This is a genomic window from Paenibacillus sp. Y412MC10, assembly GCF_000024685.1.
GTDB lineage: Bacteria > Bacillota > Bacilli > Paenibacillales > Paenibacillaceae > Paenibacillus_AQ > Paenibacillus_AQ lautus_A.
This window is the reverse complement of record NC_013406.1, coordinates 5,734,921-5,757,377: the sequence shown is the minus strand read 5'-3', so window position 1 is coordinate 5,757,377 and position 22,457 is coordinate 5,734,921. Positions and strand designations below refer to the sequence as shown.

The window sequence follows — 22,457 nt, the reverse complement described above, 5'->3', positions numbered from 1 at the left end:
TCGCTTATGTATTACTACGGAAAGCAGGTGGGGATCATCGAAGTCTTGAAAATATCACCGAGAGGTTATTGTTACGGTGTCGTCGACGCCATGGTCTTGGCGCGTCAGGCGGCGCAGAATCTGGACCTTCCTCGGCCTATTTATATATTGGGCATGATTGTGCATAACAGTCATGTCACACAATCCTTTGAGGACGAAGGCATCATTACCCTGGACGGTCCGAATCGGATGGAAATCCTGAGCCAGGTGGAGAGCGGAACCGTTATTTTTACCGCACACGGGGTCTCTCCCGAAGTACGCAAGCTTGCGCGGGATAAGGGGCTGACCACGCTCGACGCCACTTGCCCGGATGTGACGAAAACCCATGATCTGATCCGGGATAAGGTAGCCGACGGATATGAGATCATTTACATCGGAAAGAAGGGGCATCCCGAGCCGGAAGGGGCGATCGGGATCGCACCGGAACACGTGCATCTGATCGAGAAAGAAGAAGAAATTGAACAGCTTCAGGTGAAAACATCCCGAATCATCATCACGAACCAGACCACGATGAGTCAATGGGACATCAAGCATATCATGAAGAGCCTGCTCGATAAATTCCCGGGAGCGGAGATTCATAATGAAATTTGTCTTGCAACGCAGGTGCGTCAGGAAGCGGTAGCCGAACAAGCCGGTCAGGCGGATTTAGTTATCGTGGTAGGAGATCCTCGCAGCAATAACTCGAACCGTCTTGCGCAGGTATCCGAAGAGATAGCAGGAGTACCGGCCCACCGTATTGGCGATGTGACGGAACTCAAGCGCGAATGGCTTGAAGGAGTAGGCAAAGTGGCAGTTACATCAGGGGCATCAACACCGACTCCGATCACGAAGGAAGTCATCGCCTATTTGGAACAGTATGAACATGATCAGCCGGAAACTTGGGAGATCAAGCGTACGGTAAATATGAGTAAATTGCTTCCGCCTGTTCGGGTGAAGAGCAAATCATAGTTAATGCCATCAGAAGCTTATTTTTCAGACCCATCGCAATGATGTTTGCGGTGGGTCTTTTTACGTTTATGGAAAGCAATCGCACCTATCATTTCACCCTCGCAAATATTCCATGCCGTGTAAGCGTTTCAATTCTCGATTGAATACTATCATTTTTCGTTGAATAGGCAAATGTTTATATTCGATCGTTTATTCTACAATGTTAGACATCAGGTGAACTTCATGGCATAGAACACACGGGGGGTTGGACATGGCGCAAATATCCGTAGAACAGGAACCTGTTCCGAAACGGAAGAAGGAAAGCTTATTGCTTCGCTTTGCTAAACAATGGGATATACAGTTAATGGTGCTTCCTGCACTGGCACTCGTTTTTGTGTTTAGCTACATACCGATGTACGGTATTTTAATGGCTTTCCAAGACTTTAACATTTTCAAGGGGATGGGCGACAGCCCGTGGGCCGGATTCAAGCATTTCGAAATGTTTTTTGAATCGCCGGAATTTATGACGGTCATGAGAAACACGATTGTCATCAGCTTGCTCAAGTTTCTTATTGGATTTCCGGCACCGATTCTGCTGGCGCTTATGCTGAACGAAGTTCGGCATATGTTCTTCAAGAGACTGGTGCAAACGGTCAGTTATCTTCCGCACTTTCTGTCCTGGGTTATCGTCTCAGGCTTTGCGATTTCGCTCTTATCAACGGATAACGGCAGCGTAAACATTTTGCTGCAGAAGCTGAATTTGATCGAAGAGCCGATCAACTTCCTGTCGCTACCGGAATATTTCTGGGGAATTCTCGTAACGACAGGGGTATGGAAAGAGATTGGATTCTCCTCCATCGTATACTTGGCGGCGGTTGCCGGGGTTGACCCGCACATGTATGAAGCGGCTGACATGGATGGCGCAAGCAAATTCAGGCAGATTTTCACGATTACGCTTCCATCGATCATGCCGGTCGTCGTTATTTTCATGATTCTTGCCATTGGTAACTTGCTGACTGCAGGCTTCGAAGACATCTTGCTCTTGGCTAAGAACCCGGTATTGCGAGAGGTATCCGACGTTATCGACACATATGTCTATCGAATAGGTATCGAAAACTCCCGATTCTCATATGCAACGGCCGTAGGCTTGTTTAAAGCGGTGATCAGCGTCATGCTTCTGACGATTGCCAACTTGATTGCACGCAAATCAGGAAACAGCTTATGGTAAGAGATCATTATGAGGAAGGGAGCGGGTAATAGTGGTACGTCTAGCATTTGGTGACAAAGTGATGATGGTCATCATTTATATCTTCTTGGCCTTCTTGGCCTTTGTAACGTTTTATCCGTTTTGGAACGGACTAGTCATTTCATTTAACTCAGGTTCAGATACGGCAATGGGGGGCGTTACCTTCTGGCCCCGTGATTTTACGCTTGAGAATTACGGCATCGTGTTTCAGGATAACCGGTTGCTGAATGGTTTCAAGATTTCGGTGCTTCGTACCGTGATCGGAACGATTTCCTCCATACTGGTAACCTCCATCTTCGCTTACGGGATGACTAAGAGGGAACTGATCGGCCGCAAATACTACATGATTATGTGTATCGTAACGATGTATTTCGGCGGCGGCTTGATCCCGACGTTCATGCTCGTTCGCGGTTTGGGTCTGATGGATTCCTTCTGGGTGTTCATTATCCCGAGTTTGGTAAGCGTGTGGAACATGATCATCTTCCGGACATTCTTCAACGGCCTCCCAAGCGGTCTTGAAGAGTCCGCCAAAATCGACGGCTGCGGCAACTGGGGCATTTTCTTTAAGATCATTCTGCCTCTGTCTGGTCCGGTCATCGCAACATTATCGTTGTTTACGGCGGTTTCCCATTGGAATGAATGGTTCTTGCCGAGTATCTACATCAATAACGAGAACTTGCTTCCGATTCAGACCATGCTTCGTCAAATATTGAACTCCAATATTATGTCTGAACAGATGAGCAACCTGGATTCCGCTTCGCAGGCGGTGCTCTCCCGGATGCAAAGCGTAACCTCCAAGTCGTTGTCCATGGCAACCATGATGGTGGCAACGCTTCCGATTATTATGGTGTATCCATTCGTACAGAAGCACTTCGTTAAAGGTGTTCTGGTAGGTTCCCTGAAAGAGTAGGGAAAACAATGCGTGTTGTTTGAAGCCTTAAGCTTTAGACATAAATATCAAGTGTAAAAACGAAAGGGGAAATTAGAGAATGAGGTTGAGAAAGAAATCGCTGACCACGTCCATGACGGCTTTGCTTGCGGCAGCGCTGATGCTTTCTGCATGCGGCGGCGGCGGTGGAACCAAGACTGCGGATCCGGCGCCTGCAGGCGAAAACGGAACCAGCACGCCTCCAACGGAGGCATCCGACAAGTTTGTGCTTGGCGAAACACCGCTTGAGTTCAGTTTCTACGGCCATTATAACGAGTACACCATGCCGCCATGGGGACAAGACGAATCTTCGAAATGGATTAAAGAGAACAAGAAGGTAACCGTCAACGCGATCCATTCGCAAGGTAACGCACAGCAAAAATTCAATACCATGATCGCATCCACGGAGCTTCCGGATGTGATGTGGATGGACCGTGGTCCGGACGTAGAGAAGCTGCGTCAAGCCGATATGCTCGTACCTTTCGATGAATATCTTGATAAATATCCTAATCTGAAAGAGTGGATGGGGGACGAAGGTCTGAATATGCTTCGCTCTCCGGACGGCAAGCTGTATCAGTTCCCGAACTGGTATACGAACCAACCGAACGGTAATGCGGGTTATGTTGTAAACAAGAAGATCTACAAAGAGCTTGGCGAGCCGAAGCTGGAAACGACGGATGATCTGTATGAATACCTGAAAGCCGTCAAAGCGAAATACGGCGATCAAGTGGTTCCTTATGAACCGCACGTACAAGGTCAAGGTATCGAGGTGCTGTACTCTGCATTTGCAGAAAACGCTCTGACTCGTTGGATCAGCATCCGCGGCGTGCCTAACGGCGATAAGCTGACTTCGATCTTTACGGATCCGATTTTCCGCGAGTCGATGCAGTATTCCGCGAAGCTGTTCCGCGAGAAATTGATTTCTCAGGATGCCATGACCCAAACGGCTGACCAAGTCAAAGAAAAAGTGAACACGGGACGCGTTGCTGTGTATGCCGCTTCAAGCCCGACGGAAAATGCAATGAACGCCCACGCTGAATTGACGGCGAAGGATCCGGAAGCCGGTTACTTCATGATCTGGCCGATTCACAAGGAAGGCCTGGACAAGAACAAGATCTTCCCTGGTACTTATACGCAATTGGGTTGGAACGTAAGCGTAATTACGAAATCCGCTAAAGACCCCGAAGCGATTTTCGCATTCTTGGATTGGTACACAGGTCCTGAAGGCCAAAGCGTTCTCATGTGGGGGCCTCCAGGAGGATATTGGGACGGATTTGAAGAGGATGGCGTAACACCGAAGTTCACCGAGAAATATGTAACGGATGCTGCCGGTCTCGGCAAGCTGCAAGCCATCACAACGAATCTTCACTGGAATGGTAACACCGTGTTTGTTGATACAGCGAAAGCGAAATACGAGAGCACGTTGCCGGAAGAGCAGCGCAACTGGTCCACTCGCTGGCAATATGAAGTCACTTGGAAAACTCAAGCCAATGCTACCGAGTACATTAACCTCGATCCGGCTCCGGACAGCGAGGAAGGAATTATTCGTCAACGCGTAGAAGATATTTTTACGGAATCCAGAGCGAAAGCCCTGTACGCGAAGGATGATGCCGAAGTGTTGGCAATCCTTGACAAGGCTGAAGCCGATGCTCAAGCTGCAGGATACGATAAGCTGCTTGCATTCAAAACAACGAAATGGCAAGAAAACGTTGCTAAAATGAAAGGCCAATAATTAATTTTTGCTTAAACCAAGAAGGGTATGCTGCTTATGCAGTATACCCTTATCGGAATTTATGGGGGAGATGATACCCGTGTATAAAGTGCTGCTGGCAGACGACGAAATACTGGACCTAGAGGGCATGAAAAGCTTTATTCCATGGGAAGATCTCGGAATGAAAGTGATCGATTCGGTCAATAACGGCTTTGCTGCTTGTGAGGTGCTCGAAAGTGAGAAGGTCGACATCCTCGTTACCGATGTACGCATGCCGAACATGACCGGGCTTGAGCTAGCTCAGCGGGCACTGAAATTGCAGGAGGAGCTCCGGATTATCTTCGTAAGCGGTTACCAGGACTTTGGTTACGTGAAGCAGGCGATTGCTTTGAACGCATGCAGTTATGTGTTAAAGCCGATGGAGGACCAAGAGCTGATCGATGCATTAACGAAGGTTAGAATGGAGCTGGATCGTCTTCATGAACGCAAGGAGACGGAGGAAGCTTACCAGCAGATGATCCCCATCCTCAAAAATCAGTATCTCCTGCAAATCCTTCAGCGGCCCTATGACGGAGCCATCCTGGACATTATCAAGCGGGAGTACCGGCTGACAGAGCTTCATTGGCCGGTCTGCGTCATTCTGCTGGAGCTTGATAATGTGAGCACCTGGCGAACCGGCTCGCTCGATTCCGAGGAAAAGCTGAGTGCCATAGAGGAGTATTTCACGAGACTGCATAAACTGCTTGAACAGCGCGGCTTTGAATATATATGCAAGGTAACCGATCAGCGAACGGCCGTACTCCTTAACGGGGGCCGGGGCAAGGAAGAGATTCAAGCCCTGCTGGAGGAATTAAAACGGGAATATAACTATTCGATGACGGTCGGGGAAGGCAGGGCCGTCCATCAGCTGGAGCAGCTTCACACGTCGTACATGGAAGCTTTGGACGCGCTGGATTATAAGATGTTCCGGGGCAAGGGCAAATGGATCCTGTACAGCGAGGTGCCGACCGAGGACCGGGAAGACGTAAAAAGCCTCGACATCCGTCTGGATGCTTTATTTACAGCCATGACGGAGTATGATATCGTTCGTATCTATGACGAACTGGAAGCGATTCAACTGCTGGCATCCAGCATCCGATCCAAGTTCACCATACGCAATTTGGCCGTGTATATCATGGTGAAGCTGGAAGGACATCTGCAAGCGATGAACGAAGAGTTATATCGTATGGCAGGACTGGAGCTCAAAAACCTGGATATTCTGCTTCAATTCGAAACGATGGATGATATTTTCTCATGGCTCCGCATGAAGGCAATGGAAATTTCGGAAATGCTCAAGAACCGCAAATCAACCAAGAATGGCAGGCTGGTCGAAGAGATTATAGAGAATATCCAGGCTCGCATGCACGAGAATATTACGCTGCGGGATATGGCGAACCGGTTTTCTTTTTCACCGAATTATCTCGGGGTGCTCTTCAAGGAAGAAACCGGGCACAACTTTAGCGATTATGTAATCAAGCTCCGGATGGAGCGCGCCAGGGATCTCCTCAAGACGACCAAGCTCAAAATATATGAAATTGCATCACAGACAGGTTATCAGTATCTGCCTTATTTCAGCAGGCAGTTTAAGGAAATGTATGGAATGACGCCTCTGGAATACCGGCGCAAGCACTCGTAACTTGCAAAATTCAGATTAGATATGGGGTCAAACAGGCTATGGCGGGGAAATTCGAACGAATACGGGTCAAGATACCTTTCGGATACAAGTTAATGTTTTCGTACTGCGTATTTATCATTATACCGGTGCTGCTTGTCGGTCAGATTGCGAATCAGGTCTTCGTGAAGTCCACCCGAGAGCAGACGTATAACAACATTCAGGGCACGCTTCATCAGATGAGCGAGAACATATCGTATAAGATGGAGGACATGATCCGGATATCGGATATGCTTTATTTTGATACGACCTTTAACAGCCGTCTGCGTTTTACCGAAAGCGCTTGGATAAGCTATGACACCACGATCAACGTGCTGATTCCGAAGCTGGAGACCGCGGTAAGCACGGCGAACCGAAGGATCTGGTTATCGATCTACCTGCGCAACGACGACCTTAGGGAGATCTATGACAGTTATACGTATACAGACCCGCTGGACTCCAACAAACGTCTGTTTGATATTTATCAATATGACAGGCTGGAGGACCGCTCCTGGTATAAATTATATCCGAAGGAAGAAAATTACGGCGTAACCCTTCAGTGGAAACAGATTGAGGACGATGTGAGCAACGGACGCATATCCTTGCTGCGGCGGCTGGTGGATATCAGTTCGACCATCAAACCGCAGGAGATCGGGTTCATGCGGATGAACGTCAGTATGACGGACCTGTTTGAAAGCATGGATTACAAGAAGATCGGTGACGGGACCGCATTGTATTTATCGGATGCACAGGGCCGGGTCGTTCTTTCATCAGGGGGAAAATCCACAAACGTTTTCAAAGAGAAGGAACTTCGCAAGAACGGGGACCTTCTGATTCGGAAGCCCATTCCCCAGCTCGGCTGGGATTTGATTGCCGTCGTGCCTGCTCAAATCGTGGAAAAAGACACGGTCAAAATACGTAATCTAACCTATCTGATCTGTCTGATCTGCATCGGTATCTTCTTCGTGGTCAGCATCGTGGTCTCCAGATATTTCAGCCGCCGGGTGTCCAAAATCGTATCTGTGCTGGACTCCTTCCAGGAAGGCGAATTCCATAAACGGGTATCCTTTAAGGGGAATGATGAATTTACGCATATTTCCTCTGCCTTGAACGATATGGGCAGCAACATCGGCAAGCTGATCAATGAGGTGTACCTGGCCGACCTGCAGAAAAAGGAAGCGGAGCTGGAGTCGCTGCACGCACAGATTAATCCGCATTTCTTATACAATACCCTATCCTCCATCAGCCGCCTCGCGCGGTTCGGGATGCTGGATAAACTGCAGCGCATGGTAATGGACCTGGCGAAGTTTTATCGTTTGTCGCTCAACGACGGCCGGAACATCATATCCGTGAAGAATGAATTGGAACAGGCCCAAGCTTACGTGGACATTCAAAAGATTAAATACGACGACCGGATGCAGGTTACTTATGATTTTGAGCCCGAGGTGGTCCGGTATGAAACCGTGAAATTGATTTTGCAGCCGTTTATCGAGAATGTGCTCGAGCATGCGTGGACCGGAGACTATATTCATATCCGGATAACGGCCAGATTGCTGGAAGATGCTTTGGAATTCAAAATCATCGATAATGGCGTCGGTTTCCCGCCCGGCCGCGTGCTGGATAATACAGGGGGACAGGATCTGACCAATGCGGGTTACGGCATACGAAACGTAGATCAACGGATCAAGCTTCACTACGGCAGCGAGTATGGGGTCACGTTATTCAGCCGCGCCGGCATCGGGACAACGGTAAGAATTGTCATACCGCTGGTGAAGCGAACCGTAGCGGAAGGACGCAACAAAACGCTGATGTAACAGGCAAGGAATATCTCCCGATCGTGATAGCAATGAAGAATGGGCTTGACGAGGGGAGATTTTTTCTGTATATTTACTTTATCGATTAAAAGCATAAAAGCTTAAAAGCGAACAAGTGCGAAAGTGATTATCCATGGATTGAAATCAACATCGAAATTGGAATTCATTCAGAAAGAAGGTTTATTTATGATCGTCATTACATCCAATCAAATATCAGAGGAACAAGTTCAGCATATCGTTACCGAAATTGAGAAGGAAGGGCTCCAGGCTCACGTATCGAAGGGGGCGGATCGCACGGTGATCGGCCTGATCGGCAGCGTGAACCCGAAGCTTGCGGAGCATCTTCGCCAAATGAAGGGCGTAGAGAATGTAGTTAAGATCTCCAAGTCCTACAAGCTTGCCAGCCGTGATTTCCATCCGGATGATACGGTGATCGATATTAAGGGAACCAAGATTGGCGGCGGCAATCTGGTTGTCATGGGCGGCCCATGTGCCGTTGAATCCGCGCAGCAGATTGATGAAATTGCGCAGCTGGTGAAAGCAGCAGGCGGACAAGTGCTAAGAGGGGGCGCATTTAAGCCGCGTACGGGTCCTTACAGCTTTCAGGGCGTTGGCGTCGAAGGTCTGATCATGATGGCGGAAGCCGGGCAAAAGCATGGCCTGTTGACCATTACAGAGGTGATGACGCCCGAATACGTCGATATCTGCGCGGAGTACGCCGATATTCTGCAAGTGGGCACCCGCAACATGCAAAATTTCGATCTGCTTCGGAAACTTGGCACCTGCGGCAAACCGGTTTTGCTGAAAAGAGGCTTCAGTGCAACTTATGACGAATTCCTGAACGCAGCGGAATACATTCTGGCCGGCGGCAATCCGAATGTCATGCTCTGCGAACGCGGAATCCGAACATTCGAAACTTATACCCGCAATACGCTGGATTTATCTGCCATTCCTGTTTTGCAAGGATTGAGTCACCTTCCGGTCATCTCTGACCCGAGTCACGGAACGGGCCGGCGCGAGCTGGTCGAACCGATGTCCAAGGCATCCGTCGCGGCCGGAGCCGACGGTCTTATCATTGAAATGCATACGGATCCGGACAACTCGATGACAGGCGACGGGGTCCAATCCCTGTTCCCGGACCAATTCGCCGCACTGCTTAAAGACTTGGAGCAGCTGGCTCCATTGGTAGGAAAGAGCTTTGCCACGGCCAAAGCGCCTGCTTCTGAATTCGCGCGCGTATAACACGTGTTACATGCTATAATGATATATTCGAGCATAGCGGTAAGAACACAATGAATGGCTTCGCCATCCCCTAATTTATAGTAGAAGGCACCTGCATTTTTACCGCAGGTGTCTTTTTGCTGCATTTACTTTAATTGGTTTTTCATGTCACATAACATGACATCGTTTTAAAAAATACCTTACATAGGTATTGACGTCAGGTTATCTCCCGGCATATAATGACGAAAAGAAATCGAAAGATTATGAACATTGTTAAGCTGTTTAAGTCTTAATGTTCGGAAATTGGGAGGAAGAGACATGTCGGTAGAGAAAGTATTGCAAACCATTAAAGAGAACAATATTGAGTGGGTCGATTTTCGTTTTGTAGACTTGTCGGGACGGGTGCATCACATTAGCTTGCCGGCTTCAGAAGTAGACGAAGAAACTTTCGTGAACGGGGTAGCGTTTGATGGATCTTCTATTCCAGGATTCCGCGGCATTGAAGAATCGGATATGGTCATGATGCCTGATCCGGTGTCTTGCTATATTGATCCGTTTACAGCACACCCTACACTTAACATTATGAGCAACATCTATACTCCGGAAGGCGATGCTTATGAGCGTGACCCGCGCGGAATCGCGGCTCGTGCCGAGCAATACCTTCAAGAAGCCGGCATCGGAACAGCAGCCTTCTTCGCACCGGAATCCGAGTTCTTTCTGTTCGATGAAGTCCGCTATGAAAGCTCCATGAACAGCTCCAGCTACTTCGTAGACTCCGAGGAAGCCCAGTGGAATACGAACCGCAAGGAAGAAGGCGGCAACCTGGGTTTCAAAGTAGGGGTTAAGGGCGGATATGTTCCTGTAGCTCCAGTGGATACTCAACAGGATATCCGCAGCGAAATGTGCCGTCTCCTCGACGAAGCAGGTCTTCGCGTTGAGCGTCACCACCATGAGGTGGCAACTGCCGGCCAGGCCGAAATCAATTTCCGTTTCGATACATTGAAGAAAACAGCTGACAATTTGTTGATCTATAAATATATCGTGCATAACACAGCCCGCCAATACGGCAAAACAGCTACGTTCATGCCGAAGCCATTGTTCGGGGATAACGGTAGCGGCATGCACGTTCACCAATCCATTTTCGACGGCGACACTCCGCTGTTCTACGAAAAAGGCGCTTATGCGAACCTGAGTGAAACGGCGCTGCACTACATCGGCGGTATTCTGTACCATGCGCCTGCCTTGATCGCTTTGACGAATCCGAGCACCAACTCCTTCAAACGTCTGGTACCAGGCTATGAAGCACCGGTTAACCTCGTATTCTCCAAGGGCAACCGTTCTGCCGCAGTACGGATTCCGGTCGCTGCCGTAACGCCTAAAGGCTGCCGCATCGAGTTCCGTACACCGGACTCCACAGCGAACCCTTACCTTGCATTCTCTGCTATGCTGATGGCCGGTCTGGACGGGATCAAGCGCAAAATCGATCCTACCGCACTCGGTTACGGGCCATTCGATAAAAACATTTACGAATTGTCCGACGCCGAGAAGAAGGAAATCCGCAGCGTACCGGGCTCCCTGGACGAGGCATTGGATGCACTTCAAGCAGACTATGAGTTCTTGACAGAGGGCGGCGTATTCACGCAAGAATTCCTCGAGAACTTCATCGACTTCAAGCGTGCCGAAGCCAAAGCGGTTAACATCCGCGTTCATCCGCACGAGTACTCCCTGTACTACGATATCTAATAAACAGGATTATAAAAGAGCCTGGGGCATCATGCCCCAGGCTCTTTTTGGCGGTATACACTCGTGACTGGAACCAATCCTAAGATGGCTCTGAAAGGCAAGGGGCTCATTAAGAGCTTAACGCCCTGGCTGTCCCTTTGCCCGGATGTTTATCCGAAATACCCGTAGTGATGCGTGTTGCTCCCGCAAGATTCGCGGACGATGAGTTCGGGCTCAACGACAAAGGAACTGACGGGGGACTGTTTATGGATGAGGTCGTAGAGCATGAGTGCCGCCAAGCGGCCAATCTTCTCTTTGTTTTGCCGAATCGTCGTTAGTTTAGGCGTTGTGTACTTGCAAGCCTCGATATCGTCGCAGCCGATGATCGACATGTCGTCAGGGACATTCAGACCATGCTCTTGAAGCGCTTGGATGGCGCCGATGGCAATCTGATCCGAGGCCGCAAAAATGGCGCGGGGCAGGGATCCTGTCTTAATCAGCCGTGTCATCGCTTTATATCCGCTGGCCTCATAGAAATCATCCCCGTTCAGGAACCACTCCGCGCGGGCCGGAAGGCCGAAGCTTTCCATGGCGTTGCGATAACCCGCCTCTCGCATATTGGAGATTTCGGACTCCTTGCTGCCGCCAATGAAGCCCAAGTCTCGGAAGCCCTGGAGATAGTAATGCTCCACGACCTTCGAGGACATCTTGTAATTGTCGGACATGATATGACCCGACATTTCGCCGAACAGCTCAATATCGACCCCGATGCAGGGAATATCGCTCTCATCCAGCTCCTTAATCGAGGGCTCGATTTCCTCTCCGGATATAATGACGCAGCCGTCTACCTGATAATGGCGGCACCGTCCGAGATAATCGGCATCCTCCCCCTGGAATTTCTCGTTCGAAAAAAACAGCAGATCGTAACCGAGAACCCCCATTTGCTTCTTAAAAGAATTCAGCACCTCAACAAAAAACGGGTGGGTAAAATCAACGTTCAGCTTTCCCGCAAAGATGACGCCGATTAGATTGGATTTTTTGGTTGCTAAAGTTTTCGCGGAATTGGAAGGGGTGTATCCCGTTTCTCTCATAATTTCCAACACGCGAGCTTTGGTCTCATCGGATACATCACTGTAGTTGTTGATAATTTTGGAGACGGTCGATACGGAGACCCCTGCCATTTTAGCGATTGTTTTGATGTTTAACGTCATGCGAAACGCCCCTTATTCTTTTATAATGTCATTTCATTATTTTCGTTAATTTTCGCTAATGTTTATCATGAATTTCCTTTATGCGAAAAGTTTAGGGACAGAAAAGTTATGAGATACGTGTTTTCTGTCTAACTACGAGGTATGTTTTACATGAATTCCACATGATCCGATGAAATAATGCCGGTTCACCTCTACATAAGGGCTCATCCAAGCAAATATTTACCGTCCGGCTACCATGTTATACAACACGGGTTCGAAACAGTTTCGTAACTCAGTGTATCTGCTTTAGCGAGGTAAGTCAATGAAAGAGAACAGTCATAAAGCCTGTCAGAGTAAGAAAAGGGATGTTCTCTGTGCGGTGAAAGAAAAGTAGCGAAAAAGATAAAAAAAAGCTTTGACAAACAAAATATTATGCGTAATAATAGGCCTTACGAAACCGCTTTCGGTATAATTCGCTCAATTACGAAAATTAATAATTATAGTTTCGTAGCATCAAGATTGTACAGGCCAAGAAAAAGCGGAAACATGAATCCGGTTTCATAATGAATTGCAATTTAATTTCAGGGGGTAACGAACAAATGATTAAGAAGTTATCAGCAATACTTTTGGCTGGCGCACTAACCTTCTCGCTAGCAGCTTGCGGAAGCAGCGATTCAGCCGATCAAGGCGCACCTGCCAAAGGCGATAAAAAGGTCATCAAAATTTTACACTGGAAACAAGATAACATCAATAAAGCGATTGAAGAGATCAATAAGAAATTTGAAGAGAAGTATCCCGAGTATACGGTAGAGTATACCACTACGGGTCCGGATGACGAATACAAGCAGGCGCAGAGAGCAAGAATCACCGCCAATGACGTGGACGTCCTGGCCGATTTGTCGGGAATGAGACTCTCCCCGCAGGAATGGACGCCGGGCGCTAAAGTTCCCGATTGGCAGCAATGGATCGATACCGGATTGATTGCGGATTTATCCGGCCAAGCCTTCATTAAGAATTATAACGCAAACGATATCGAAAAAGCCGGAACTTATAACGATAAAGTATATGCCGTTCCTACAGGCAAGGTTGCGATGTCCGGTCTCTTCTACAATAAAGAAATCTTCGAGCAGAACGGCTTAAGCGTTCCGAAAACGTGGTCGGAGTTCATGAAGCTGAACGATGACTTGAAAGCCAAAGGCATCACACCGATTGTTGTAGCAGGTAAAGACGTATGGCCTTTGAAACTTCCGGTGTTCGCCCTGCAGGCCAAAATCCTGGGCGGCGGAGACCAGCAGAAATGGATCGAGGGCGTGTGGAAAGGCGAGACGGCTTATAACGATGAAGAAGCCATCGAGGTTTTGGAAAAAATGAAGACGCTTCAAGACAATTACATGATCGACGGCTTCATGGGGATCGATTATGCAACGGCGCCTTCCTATTTTGCAACAGGAAAAGCTGCGATGCTGGCTGACGGCTCTTGGGATGCCCCAACCGTTGCGGCAGCTAATCCAGAGTTGAAATTCGGTTACTTCCCGCTTCCGGCCACCGAGGATGCAGCGAAGAACGCCTCCTTTGTCGGCAAGTATGACGTAACATGGTATGCGGCCGAGAAAGGTCCGAACAAAGAAGGAGCCCTGAAGTGGCTTGAATTCTTCTCGGAGCCGGAAAATTACACGACATTCGTGAAGGCAGCCGGATTCATTCCGACGCAGGACAACATTCAGACGGAAAGCGACTTCATTGACAATGAACTGACTCCTTATCTCGGCGAGTTCGAATTGGCGTACGAAATCATGATGATCAACCGCCAGAATATCGGCGAGCATCTGGCTGCAGAAGGCGTTCACACGGAATTCCTCGCACCGGGCGGACCTTATAAAACGGCGAAAGAGCTGGCTGACATTCAGCAAAAAGAATGGGAAGCAGCCGCTCCGAAATAAAACTTCTTCTATTATAAAGAGACTTGTATAGAAAGAACCATACTGTAATCGGGGTCTGTGCAGCAGGCCCCGACATGCATTGAAATGGATTTGCGAGGTGAGAGAGATGTATCCATTTGGAAAAGGGTTTAACCGCTTCATACCGTTATTGCTGCTATTGATACCGATGGCGTTATACATCGTTTTTTATTTCGGACCTTCGATCCTGACGGTCATCTATTCCTTTACCGATGTGAAGAACCTGCCGGGCAGCACCTATCAATTCGTCGGGCTTGATAATTACAGGGAGCTCTTCTTCTCGGGGAACTCAGGCGAGCGGTGGCGTTCGATCGTAAATACCCTGATCTTCATGTTCGTCGTGACGATTGTGCAAAACGGGGTCGCCCTGTTTATCGCCGTTATCATTAACCAGCGGCTAAAAGGCGATTACTTCTACCGCGCGGTATTCTTCCTGCCGGTCGTACTCGGCGTAGCCGTGGTTGCGCTGATCTGGGGCATGATGTTCGATCCGTTGAACGGACCGGTCAATCGCCTTTATGACGCTCTTTTCGGCTATCAGGACATGTTCTTCGGCAGCTTTACCCATGCGTTCGGTTATATTATTTTCGTTCAGATCTGGATGTACATGGGCTACTCCATGCTGATCTTTCTGGCTGGCCTCCAATCGGTTCCGAAGGATTTATACGAGGCGGGTCATATTGACGGCACCAACAAGTGGCAGTCTTTCCGCCATATCACCTTCCCCCTGATCGCTCCGTCCTTCACGGTGAATATGCTGTTATCCATTATCGGCGCCATGTCGACGTTCGATATCATATTGGCGACAACGGACGGTCGTTTCAATACTAGGACGATGGCTTACGACGTGTACAAGGAAACGTTCCGGGGAAGCTTGGAAATGGGCCTTCCTTCGGCACTGTCCGTGATCCAGTTCCTGATTATTCTCCTGTTTGTTGTCGTAGCCGTCAGACAGACGCGTAAGAGAGAGGTGGAATATTGATGCGAAATTCCAAAACCACGCAAATTCTCTCTTATGCTGTCATAGGTTTGCTGCTGATTCTGTACGTCGTTCCGCTTCTGCTCGTCTTCAATGTATCGCTCAAATCCTTCAACGAATACTTGCTCAACCCGATCGGAATCGTGAAGAACATCGAATGGGGCAACTATTCCCAGGCATGGTCTGAAGGCAATTTCGCGGGTTATTTTGCGAATAGCCTGATCTATACGGTGACGGCGACGGTGCTGACCATCATCGTATCGTTGTTTGCGGCGTTTCCGGTCGCACGCGGTTATGTGATGTGGAGCGGCTTTATCTACATGTTCTTTTTGCTGTCCCAGTTCCTTCCGAACCCGATGGTTGCGCAGTATAAATTGATGCTGTCCTTCAAGGAAAGCGTTTCGTTCTTCGGGTATGATACCAAGCTCGGCTATATCCTGCTGAAAACGACGGGGACGGGCGTGGTGTTCATGATGTTCGTCGGTTACATCAAGTCGATCAGCCGCGATTTGGATGAGGCGGCAGGCATGGATGGCTCCGGCTATATCCGTTACTTGTTCCAGATCATTCTGCCGCTGATGAAGCCGGTGATCGCAACGGGCGTCATTCTGACCGCCATCGGAATCTGGAACGATTTTGTCGGTCCGATCATGTACCTGCCGAGTCCGTCCAACTATCCCATTACGTTCGGCCTGAAAGAATTCAGAGGGCAGTACGGGAATAACTGGCCGCTGCTTGCATGCGGAATTACGATCGTTGCCGCACCATTGATCATTCTGTATACGTTCATACAGAAGTATCTGGTGGACGGTGCCCTGGCGGGAGCCGTCAAATCCTAAGGCATAGAGGGGAAGAAAAAGCGATATGAAATCAACGGGATGGAAGTTCGAGGGGGATCAGGGCGTCTTTACGCTGCGTCATCCTGAACGTCATAACTATTTATATTTTCCTTTGGTCAACGAGGCGGGCATGATGTCGGCCATCACGCCGAATCTTCACGGTGAAATGACCAGCAGCCACAATACGTTTTTGATGTCGCCGGTATCGGTGGAGGATCTTCATAATTCCAAGTCCGCGCGCAACTTTTGGGTGCACATCGACGGGCATGGCGCATGGTCCGTATCCGGAAACTCCGCCAAGCAGAATGCGAACCGGTTCATGCATCAGGAAGAAGAGGGCCAATTGGAAGCCGGGTTCCTATGGCACAAGCTGAAGCGGATGAACGGGGAGGCCGGGCTGCAAACGGAAGTTACCAGCTTCGTCCCAGTGACGGATGACCAGATCGAGTTAATGAAAGTAACGCTGACCAATGTAGGCCAGCAGACGCTTAAACTTACCCCTACCGCGGCTGTTCCGCTGTATGGCCGTTCGGCGGATGATCTGCGGGACCATCGTCATGTGACATCTCTGCTGCATCGGATTTATGTCCATCGGGAAGGGGTCGAAGTGCAGCCCGTGCTCTCGTTTGACGAACGGGGTCACCGTATCAATCGCGTATCCTACAGCGTGCTGGGTGCGGAGGGGGACGGCTCAGCCCCAATCGGTCATTTCCCGGTGCTCGAGGAATACATCGGGGAGGGCGGAGCTCTCGATTGGCCTGAGGCCGTCATTGCCAATAAGCCGGCATATGCGCAGGCTGGAGACTCCATGGAAGGGTACGAGGCCCTTGGCGGCCTGCGGTTCGCGGAGGCGGAGCTGCGGCCCGGTGAATCCAAAGCCTATGTTATGGCAATGGTCATAGCGAAGGATCGCGCAGACATCGAAAGGCTGTCCGAAACGTATTTATCGGAGAAGCGGTTTGATGAGCTGCTTGCGCAGAACGAAGCCTATTGGAATGAGAAACTGAATACGGTATCCTTCCAGACCGGCGATCCGCAGCAGGATCTATGGATGAAATGGGTTACCCTGCAGCCGATCCTGCGCCGTTTATACGGGAATTCCTTTCTGCCTTATCATGATTACGGCCGAGGTGGCCGCGGATGGCGCGACTTGTGGCAGGATTGCCTGGCCTTGATGATTATGGAGCCTGCCGAGGTTCGGTATCTGCTGCTCAATAACTATGCGGGCGTCCGGATTGACGGAAGCAATGCTACGATCATCGGCACGAAGCCGGGCGAATTCGTTGCTGACCGGAACAACATTCCGCGCGTATGGATGGATCACGGCGCTTGGCCTTTCATGACCACGCTGCTTTACATCGATCAGAGCGGGGATATGGATTTTCTGAAGCAGCCGCAGACCTATTTCCGCGACGTATTCGTAAAACGCTGCCAGGAGAAGGACGCCGGATGGCTGCCTGAGCACGGGAATCAACTCTTGACCGTCAGCGGCGAGGTATACGAAGGTACGGTCCTGGAGCATATGCTGCTTCAAAATCTGGTGCCGTTCTTTAACGTCGGCGAACACAACAACATCAAACTCGAGGGAGCCGACTGGAACGACGGTCTGGACCTTGCTCCGGGCAGAGGGGAGAGCGTGGCCTTCACGGCGTTTTATGCCAGCAATTTGATGCAGCTTGGCGATTTGCTGCTGGCGTGGCAGGATACGGAAGCCGTCGAGCATGTGGAAATAGCGGAGGAAATGGCGGTGCTTCTCGATTCGGTGACGGCTCCCATCTCGTACGAGGATGTGCAGGGCAAGCTGAATTTGCTGGATAGCTATTATGAGGCCGTCAAGGCGTCCGTGACCGGGAACAAACGGAAATTCAGCATTGCGGACGTTGTGCAGGATTTGAAGCTGAAGGCGGATTGGCTCATTCAAAATTTGCGCTGCAACGAATGGATCACGAGCCAAGAAGGGTACTCCTGGTTTAACGGGTATTACAATAATGACGGCGCCCGCGTGGAAGGCGATCATCCCCTGGGTGTGCGCATGACGCTAACAGGCCAGGTCTTTGCCGTCATGGGAGGAATTGCGGACGATGAACAGGTAGGGCACATCACGAAGTCTGTTGACCGTTACTTAAAAGACCCTAGCATCGGTTACCGCCTCAATTCGAACTTTGGCGAGATCCAACAAAACCTCGGGCGGGCATTCGGCTTCGCGTTCGGACATAAAGAGAATGGGGCCATGTTTAGCCATATGAGCGTCATGTACGCCAATGCGCTTTATAAGAGAGGTTTTGTCCAAGAGGGCTACGAGGTATTGCGTTCGATTTATGATCTGAGCCAGGATTTTGAACGCAGCCGCATGTATCCGGGCATTCCCGAGTACATTAACGAGAAGGGAAGGGGGATGTATCCCTACCTTACCGGGTCGGCAAGCTGGCTGCTGCTCACCATGCTGACCGAGGTGTTTGGAGTGAAAGGGAACCGGGGACATCTTCGCCTGGAACCGAAACTAAGGTCTGCTCAATTCGATACCGACGGCCATGCCACGGTCACTACCGGGTTTGCCGGAAAACAGCTTCAAATCGTATACGGCAATCCAAACCGGTTGGATTACGGAAGCTACGCGATTCAATCGGTTATGCTGAACGGTGAAAAGATACAGCTGCGCAGTCAAGAACCCGGGGCCGTCGAGCTGGATCGCAGCATGCTGTCCTCGTTATCCGGCAGCGAGCGGATATTGATTCACGTCGAGCTTGCCTGATTCGCACTTATAAAAATTACGGAAGCCCTGGCAGACAAGTCGGCCGGGGCTTCTTCATCATGAATGGAGCGATGGTTTGTGGGACATCAACTAGCGAACGGACGATTGGAAGTCGAAATAGCGAAAGTCGGACGTTATCAAGGCACGCGTTTTGACCGCACGGGTTTCATCACCCAGGTGAAATTGACCGAGAGCGGCCATACCTTCTGTGTTCATGAGTTTGCGGAAGGGTTTAACCCGCAGGCCGGGTCCGGGTTATGCAACGAGTTCGGACTCCATGAAGGGATGGGGTACGCGGAGGCCGAAGTTGGAGATTGGTTTCCTAAATTAGGGGTGGGCCTTCTTAAACGGGTCAGCGAGGCCCCGTATAACTTTCAGTATGCGTATCCGGCGGAGCCTTTCGATGTGGATGTCATTTCGGGTGACTCGAACATCTCCTATACGGTTCGTTCCAGGAGCATAAACGGCTATGCAGCAAGATTGGTGAAGAAGATCTCGATTGAGGATACCGTATTAACGATAGATTACGAGCTTATTAACGAAGGAAGCCGAAGGATCGATACGGAGGAGTATGTCCATAATTTCATAGGGATCAACGAGGAAGCGGTAGGACCTGGGTATAAGCTGAAGCTGCCGGTTCCTGTCCGGTTTACGGAGGTCGAATCTGACTACACCTCGGACTTGCTGTCTGTCCAGGATAACGAGATAGGCTGGACCGCCAGACCGCATAAGCCCTTCTATGGAAGAATGAAAGGCTTCAACGGCGGCGATTATCCATATTCATGGGAGCTGACGCACAGTGCCCGCAGGGCGGGGGTAAGGGAGATCAGCGATTTTCCGGTTGCGCATATGGCCCTGTGGGGGACCGGACACGTTATTTCGCCGGAAGTGTTTGTTCGATTAAGCCTGACCCCCGGAGAAAAGAGATCTTGGAGCAGAAAGTACCAATTCTTCTGCTGGTAACCGGAACAATTTAATGTGAATAATTACACTTGAAGGTCTATGGGATTGTTGCTATGATTAGCGTTAATTAGCATTCATAGTAGAGAAAGGGTGGAGAGTCTTTTGAGCAAGAGAGCATACAATTTTAACGCAGGACCTGCTGCATTGCCGCTTGAAGTGTTGGAGCGCGCCCAGGCCGAATTCGTCAATTACGGAAATACCGGCATGTCGATTATGGAAATGTCTCATCGCGGCGCCGTTTATGAAGCCGTTCATAACGAAGCGCAGGAGCGCCTGCTGTCCCTGCTGGGGAATCCATCCGGGTACAAGGTATTGTTCATCCAGGGCGGCGCAAGCACGCAATTCGCCATGATTCCGATGAACTTCCTGGGTCAAGGCCAGGTTGCGAACTACGTGATGACGGGAAGCTGGGCGGACAAGGCTATTAAAGAAGCCAAGCTGATCGGCGATACCCATGTGGCGGCATCTTCCGAAGAGAGCAAATACATGACTCTGCCCCGCATTCAAGACATTAAGCTGTCGGACAATGCAGCTTATCTCCATCTGACTTCCAATGAAACCATTGAAGGCACCCAGTTTAAGGAATTCCCGGATACCGGTTCCGTTCCGCTCATCGGTGATATGTCAAGCGATATTCTCAGCCGTCCATTCGATATGAACCAGTTCGCGATGGTGTATGCGGGTGCGCAGAAGAACCTCGGACCATCCGGCGTGGCGGTCGTGATCGTCAGAGAGGACATGATTACAGATTCTCCTAAACATCTGCCGACTATGCTTCGCTACAATACGTATTTGAAAAATAACTCGCTGTACAACACGCCGCCTTCTTTCGGCATTTACATGATCAACGAAGTGCTGAAGTGGATTGAGGAGAAGGGCGGCCTCCAGGGTGTTCAACAGTTGAATCGCAAGAAAGCGGCTCTGATCTATGATGCCATCGACAGCAGCGAAGGCTTCTACCGCGGCTGCGTGAACGCAGAGGTGCGTTCCGATATGAACATTACGTTCCGTCTTGCCTCCGAGGAGCTGGAGAAGGAATTCGTGAAGGCTTCGGAGCAAGCAGGTTTTGTCGGCCTCAAGGGCCACCGCAGCGTCGGCGGTTTGCGGGCTTCCGCGTATAATGCCGTTCCTTACGAGAGCGTTCAGGCCCTCGTGGAATTCATGCAGGAGTTCAAGAACAGCCACAGCTAATTTCATGAGATCAGAAGACGATAACCTTCCGCCAAGCTGGCGGAAGGTTATTTCTGGATATCCCGGGAATTCGGAAGGGAATCGGTTATAATAAGAATAAAAATAAACAGAAGAAAAGGTGGACTTATCAACATGGCATTACACATCGTACTAGTCGAACCGGAAATTCCAGCCAATACGGGCAATATCGCCAGAACCTGTGCCGCCACGGGCACGCATCTGCACCTGGTCCGTCCGCTCGGCTTTAATACAGACGACAAGACATTGAAACGGGCCGGACTGGATTACTGGTACGCCGTACATATTGAATATCACGATTCCTTTGAGGAATTGCAGGCGCTCTATCCGGAAGGGCGTTATTTCTACGCTACGACGAAGGCTACCAAGCGTTACATGGACATCGAATATCAGGATGGGGATTTTTTGGTGTTCGGCAAAGAAACCAAGGGATTGCCTCGGGAACTACTGGCCGCAAATGCCGAGCATTGCATCCGCATGCCGATGACGGATAAGGTCCGATCGTTGAATCTATCCAACTCCGCGGCGATTATGGTATATGAGGCATTGCGCCAGCTGGATTTCCCGGGTATGGAATAAGAACAGCTGAAAAATCGCGCATTTTTGGGGAAAATCATCCAGTATACCTAGTTGATGTTGAAAAAAACTAAGAAATTCTTAACATCCAGCAGGATTCGACAACTTTTTATCGAACTATTATACTAGGCCCTTGTTATCAGTTCTGGAACTGTGGTGTCAGAAATCACTTGTTGAAAATGAAAGAGGTGTACAATCGTTATGAAACCTGCAGGTGTTGTCCGTAAAGTTGATCAGCTGGGAAGAATCGTTCTGCCTAAGTCTCTGCGCAAGAGATATCAAATGAACGAGGGGGATCCCGTAGAAATCCTTGTACAGGGGGACCATATTATATTGGAGCGCTATCGCCCGAAATGCGTCTTCTGTGGCTCCATGGACGGCGTAAGCGAGTTTAAGGAGCGCTATATCTGTTCGCAATGCATGTCCGAAATGCAGCAGCTTCCTAAACATGCCTAATGTCCTTATATGTGAACGATGAAATTCCTTTTGAGCATCGCTGATGAGCGGTGCCTTTTTTGTCCGAAAAAAAATAAACTCCCCCGATATACGAGGGAGTCGCCTTACAGGCCTTTGGTTTTGTCATCGTTGTATGCCGCGGTCCAAATGCCAACCATATAAAGGGCGAATACGAGCATGACGATCCAAAATGTTAATGAGAACGACATTCATGCCACCTCCTGCTAAGCTAACTTT

General features: G+C 49.6%; 17 protein-coding genes. 16 read left to right on the top strand and 1 reads right to left on the bottom strand.

What is annotated here, in order from left to right:
• Positions 1 to 36: 36 nt before the first annotated feature.
• The 8 genes from GYMC10_RS25140 to glnA all read left to right on the top strand — a co-directional run bounded on the left by GYMC10_RS25140 (position 37) and on the right by glnA (position 11,319).
• Positions 37 to 987: a 4-hydroxy-3-methylbut-2-enyl diphosphate reductase gene (locus GYMC10_RS25140; protein WP_015737116.1), complete on the top strand. Its 951-nt coding sequence runs from the start codon at positions 37 to 39 to the stop codon at positions 985 to 987.
• Positions 988 to 1,237: 250 nt separating this feature from the next.
• Complete coding sequence (locus tag GYMC10_RS25135; protein ID WP_009594311.1) at positions 1,238 to 2,194, top strand: ABC transporter permease; 957 nt, start codon at positions 1,238 to 1,240, stop codon at positions 2,192 to 2,194.
• Positions 2,195 to 2,225: 31 nt separating this feature from the next.
• A complete protein-coding gene (locus tag GYMC10_RS25130; protein WP_009594306.1) occupies positions 2,226 to 3,122 on the top strand; it encodes a carbohydrate ABC transporter permease in 897 nt (298 codons plus the stop codon).
• Between the two features lie 79 nt (positions 3,123 to 3,201).
• Complete coding sequence (locus GYMC10_RS25125; protein WP_015737115.1) at positions 3,202 to 4,872, top strand: extracellular solute-binding protein; 1,671 nt, start codon at positions 3,202 to 3,204, stop codon at positions 4,870 to 4,872.
• A 79-nt stretch (positions 4,873 to 4,951) separates the two neighbouring features.
• Positions 4,952 to 6,526 carry a helix-turn-helix domain-containing protein gene (locus GYMC10_RS25120; protein WP_015737114.1) on the top strand — a complete coding sequence of 525 codons (1,575 nt, stop codon included), beginning with the start codon at positions 4,952 to 4,954 and terminating at the stop codon, positions 6,524 to 6,526.
• A gap of 38 nt (positions 6,527 to 6,564) precedes the next feature.
• Positions 6,565 to 8,355 carry a sensor histidine kinase gene (locus GYMC10_RS25115; RefSeq protein ID WP_009595739.1) on the top strand — a complete coding sequence of 597 codons (1,791 nt, stop codon included), beginning with the start codon at positions 6,565 to 6,567 and terminating at the stop codon, positions 8,353 to 8,355.
• A gap of 186 nt (positions 8,356 to 8,541) precedes the next feature.
• Positions 8,542 to 9,597 (top strand): 3-deoxy-7-phosphoheptulonate synthase, encoded by a 1,056-nt coding sequence (gene aroF / locus GYMC10_RS25110; protein ID WP_015737112.1) that lies wholly within the window; start codon positions 8,542 to 8,544, stop codon positions 9,595 to 9,597.
• Positions 9,598 to 9,894: 297 nt separating this feature from the next.
• Entirely contained in the window at positions 9,895 to 11,319 is a 1,425-nt protein-coding gene (glnA, locus tag GYMC10_RS25105) for a type I glutamate--ammonia ligase (RefSeq protein WP_015737111.1), read from the top strand.
• A 149-nt stretch (positions 11,320 to 11,468) separates the two neighbouring features.
• On the opposite strand, the gene GYMC10_RS25100 is transcribed toward glnA, so the two are convergent.
• Positions 11,469 to 12,509 carry a LacI family DNA-binding transcriptional regulator gene (locus tag GYMC10_RS25100; protein ID WP_015737110.1) on the bottom strand — a complete coding sequence of 347 codons (1,041 nt, stop codon included), beginning with the start codon at positions 12,507 to 12,509 and terminating at the stop codon, positions 11,469 to 11,471.
• A 578-nt stretch (positions 12,510 to 13,087) separates the two neighbouring features.
• Here GYMC10_RS25100 and GYMC10_RS25095 point away from each other — a divergent pair.
• The 8 genes from GYMC10_RS25095 (at position 13,088) to GYMC10_RS25060 (ending at position 22,220) form a co-directional block, all read left to right on the top strand.
• Positions 13,088 to 14,428 (top strand): ABC transporter substrate-binding protein, encoded by a 1,341-nt coding sequence (locus GYMC10_RS25095; RefSeq protein WP_015737109.1) that lies wholly within the window; start codon positions 13,088 to 13,090, stop codon positions 14,426 to 14,428.
• Between the two features lie 106 nt (positions 14,429 to 14,534).
• Entirely contained in the window at positions 14,535 to 15,428 is an 894-nt protein-coding gene (locus tag GYMC10_RS25090; RefSeq protein ID WP_009595691.1) for a carbohydrate ABC transporter permease, read from the top strand.
• The gene (locus tag GYMC10_RS25085) at positions 15,428 to 16,264 is read left to right on the top strand and encodes a carbohydrate ABC transporter permease (protein WP_009595751.1); all 837 of its coding nucleotides are present in this window, start codon (positions 15,428 to 15,430) and stop codon (positions 16,262 to 16,264) included. The genes GYMC10_RS25090 and GYMC10_RS25085 overlap by 1 nt, the downstream gene beginning before the upstream one ends.
• Positions 16,265 to 16,289: 25 nt before the next feature.
• Positions 16,290 to 19,016, top strand: coding sequence for a GH36-type glycosyl hydrolase domain-containing protein (locus GYMC10_RS25080; protein WP_015737108.1), 2,727 nt, complete (start codon positions 16,290 to 16,292; stop codon positions 19,014 to 19,016).
• Between the two features lie 78 nt (positions 19,017 to 19,094).
• Positions 19,095 to 19,979 carry a hypothetical protein gene (locus tag GYMC10_RS25075; protein ID WP_015737107.1) on the top strand — a complete coding sequence of 295 codons (885 nt, stop codon included), beginning with the start codon at positions 19,095 to 19,097 and terminating at the stop codon, positions 19,977 to 19,979.
• A gap of 102 nt (positions 19,980 to 20,081) precedes the next feature.
• On the top strand, positions 20,082 to 21,170 hold the full coding sequence (gene serC / locus GYMC10_RS25070; protein WP_015737106.1) for a 3-phosphoserine/phosphohydroxythreonine transaminase: 1,089 nt from the start codon (positions 20,082 to 20,084) through the stop codon (positions 21,168 to 21,170).
• A 132-nt stretch (positions 21,171 to 21,302) separates the two neighbouring features.
• The gene (gene trmL, locus GYMC10_RS25065; protein ID WP_015737105.1) at positions 21,303 to 21,767 is read left to right on the top strand and encodes a tRNA (uridine(34)/cytosine(34)/5-carboxymethylaminomethyluridine(34)-2'-O)-methyltransferase TrmL; all 465 of its coding nucleotides are present in this window, start codon (positions 21,303 to 21,305) and stop codon (positions 21,765 to 21,767) included.
• A gap of 198 nt (positions 21,768 to 21,965) precedes the next feature.
• A complete protein-coding gene (locus GYMC10_RS25060; protein WP_009595823.1) occupies positions 21,966 to 22,220 on the top strand; it encodes an AbrB/MazE/SpoVT family DNA-binding domain-containing protein in 255 nt (84 codons plus the stop codon).
• Positions 22,221 to 22,457: the final 237 nt, after the last annotated feature.

Coding starts and splice junctions, on each gene's coding strand:
- trmL (WP_015737105.1), top strand. CDS start 21,303: ATGGCATTACACATCGTACTAGTCGAACCGGAAATTCCAGCCAATACG.
- aroF (WP_015737112.1), top strand. CDS start 8,542: ATGATCGTCATTACATCCAATCAAATATCAGAGGAACAAGTTCAGCAT.
- GYMC10_RS25085 (WP_009595751.1), top strand. CDS start 15,428: ATGCGAAATTCCAAAACCACGCAAATTCTCTCTTATGCTGTCATAGGT.
- GYMC10_RS25060 (WP_009595823.1), top strand. CDS start 21,966: ATGAAACCTGCAGGTGTTGTCCGTAAAGTTGATCAGCTGGGAAGAATC.
- GYMC10_RS25090 (WP_009595691.1), top strand. CDS start 14,535: ATGTATCCATTTGGAAAAGGGTTTAACCGCTTCATACCGTTATTGCTG.
- GYMC10_RS25125 (WP_015737115.1), top strand. CDS start 3,202: ATGAGGTTGAGAAAGAAATCGCTGACCACGTCCATGACGGCTTTGCTT.
- glnA (WP_015737111.1), top strand. CDS start 9,895: ATGTCGGTAGAGAAAGTATTGCAAACCATTAAAGAGAACAATATTGAG.
- GYMC10_RS25100 (WP_015737110.1), bottom strand. CDS start 12,509: ATGACGTTAAACATCAAAACAATCGCTAAAATGGCAGGGGTCTCCGTA.
- GYMC10_RS25135 (WP_009594311.1), top strand. CDS start 1,238: ATGGCGCAAATATCCGTAGAACAGGAACCTGTTCCGAAACGGAAGAAG.
- GYMC10_RS25080 (WP_015737108.1), top strand. CDS start 16,290: ATGAAATCAACGGGATGGAAGTTCGAGGGGGATCAGGGCGTCTTTACG.
- GYMC10_RS25095 (WP_015737109.1), top strand. CDS start 13,088: ATGATTAAGAAGTTATCAGCAATACTTTTGGCTGGCGCACTAACCTTC.
- GYMC10_RS25115 (WP_009595739.1), top strand. CDS start 6,565: ATGGCGGGGAAATTCGAACGAATACGGGTCAAGATACCTTTCGGATAC.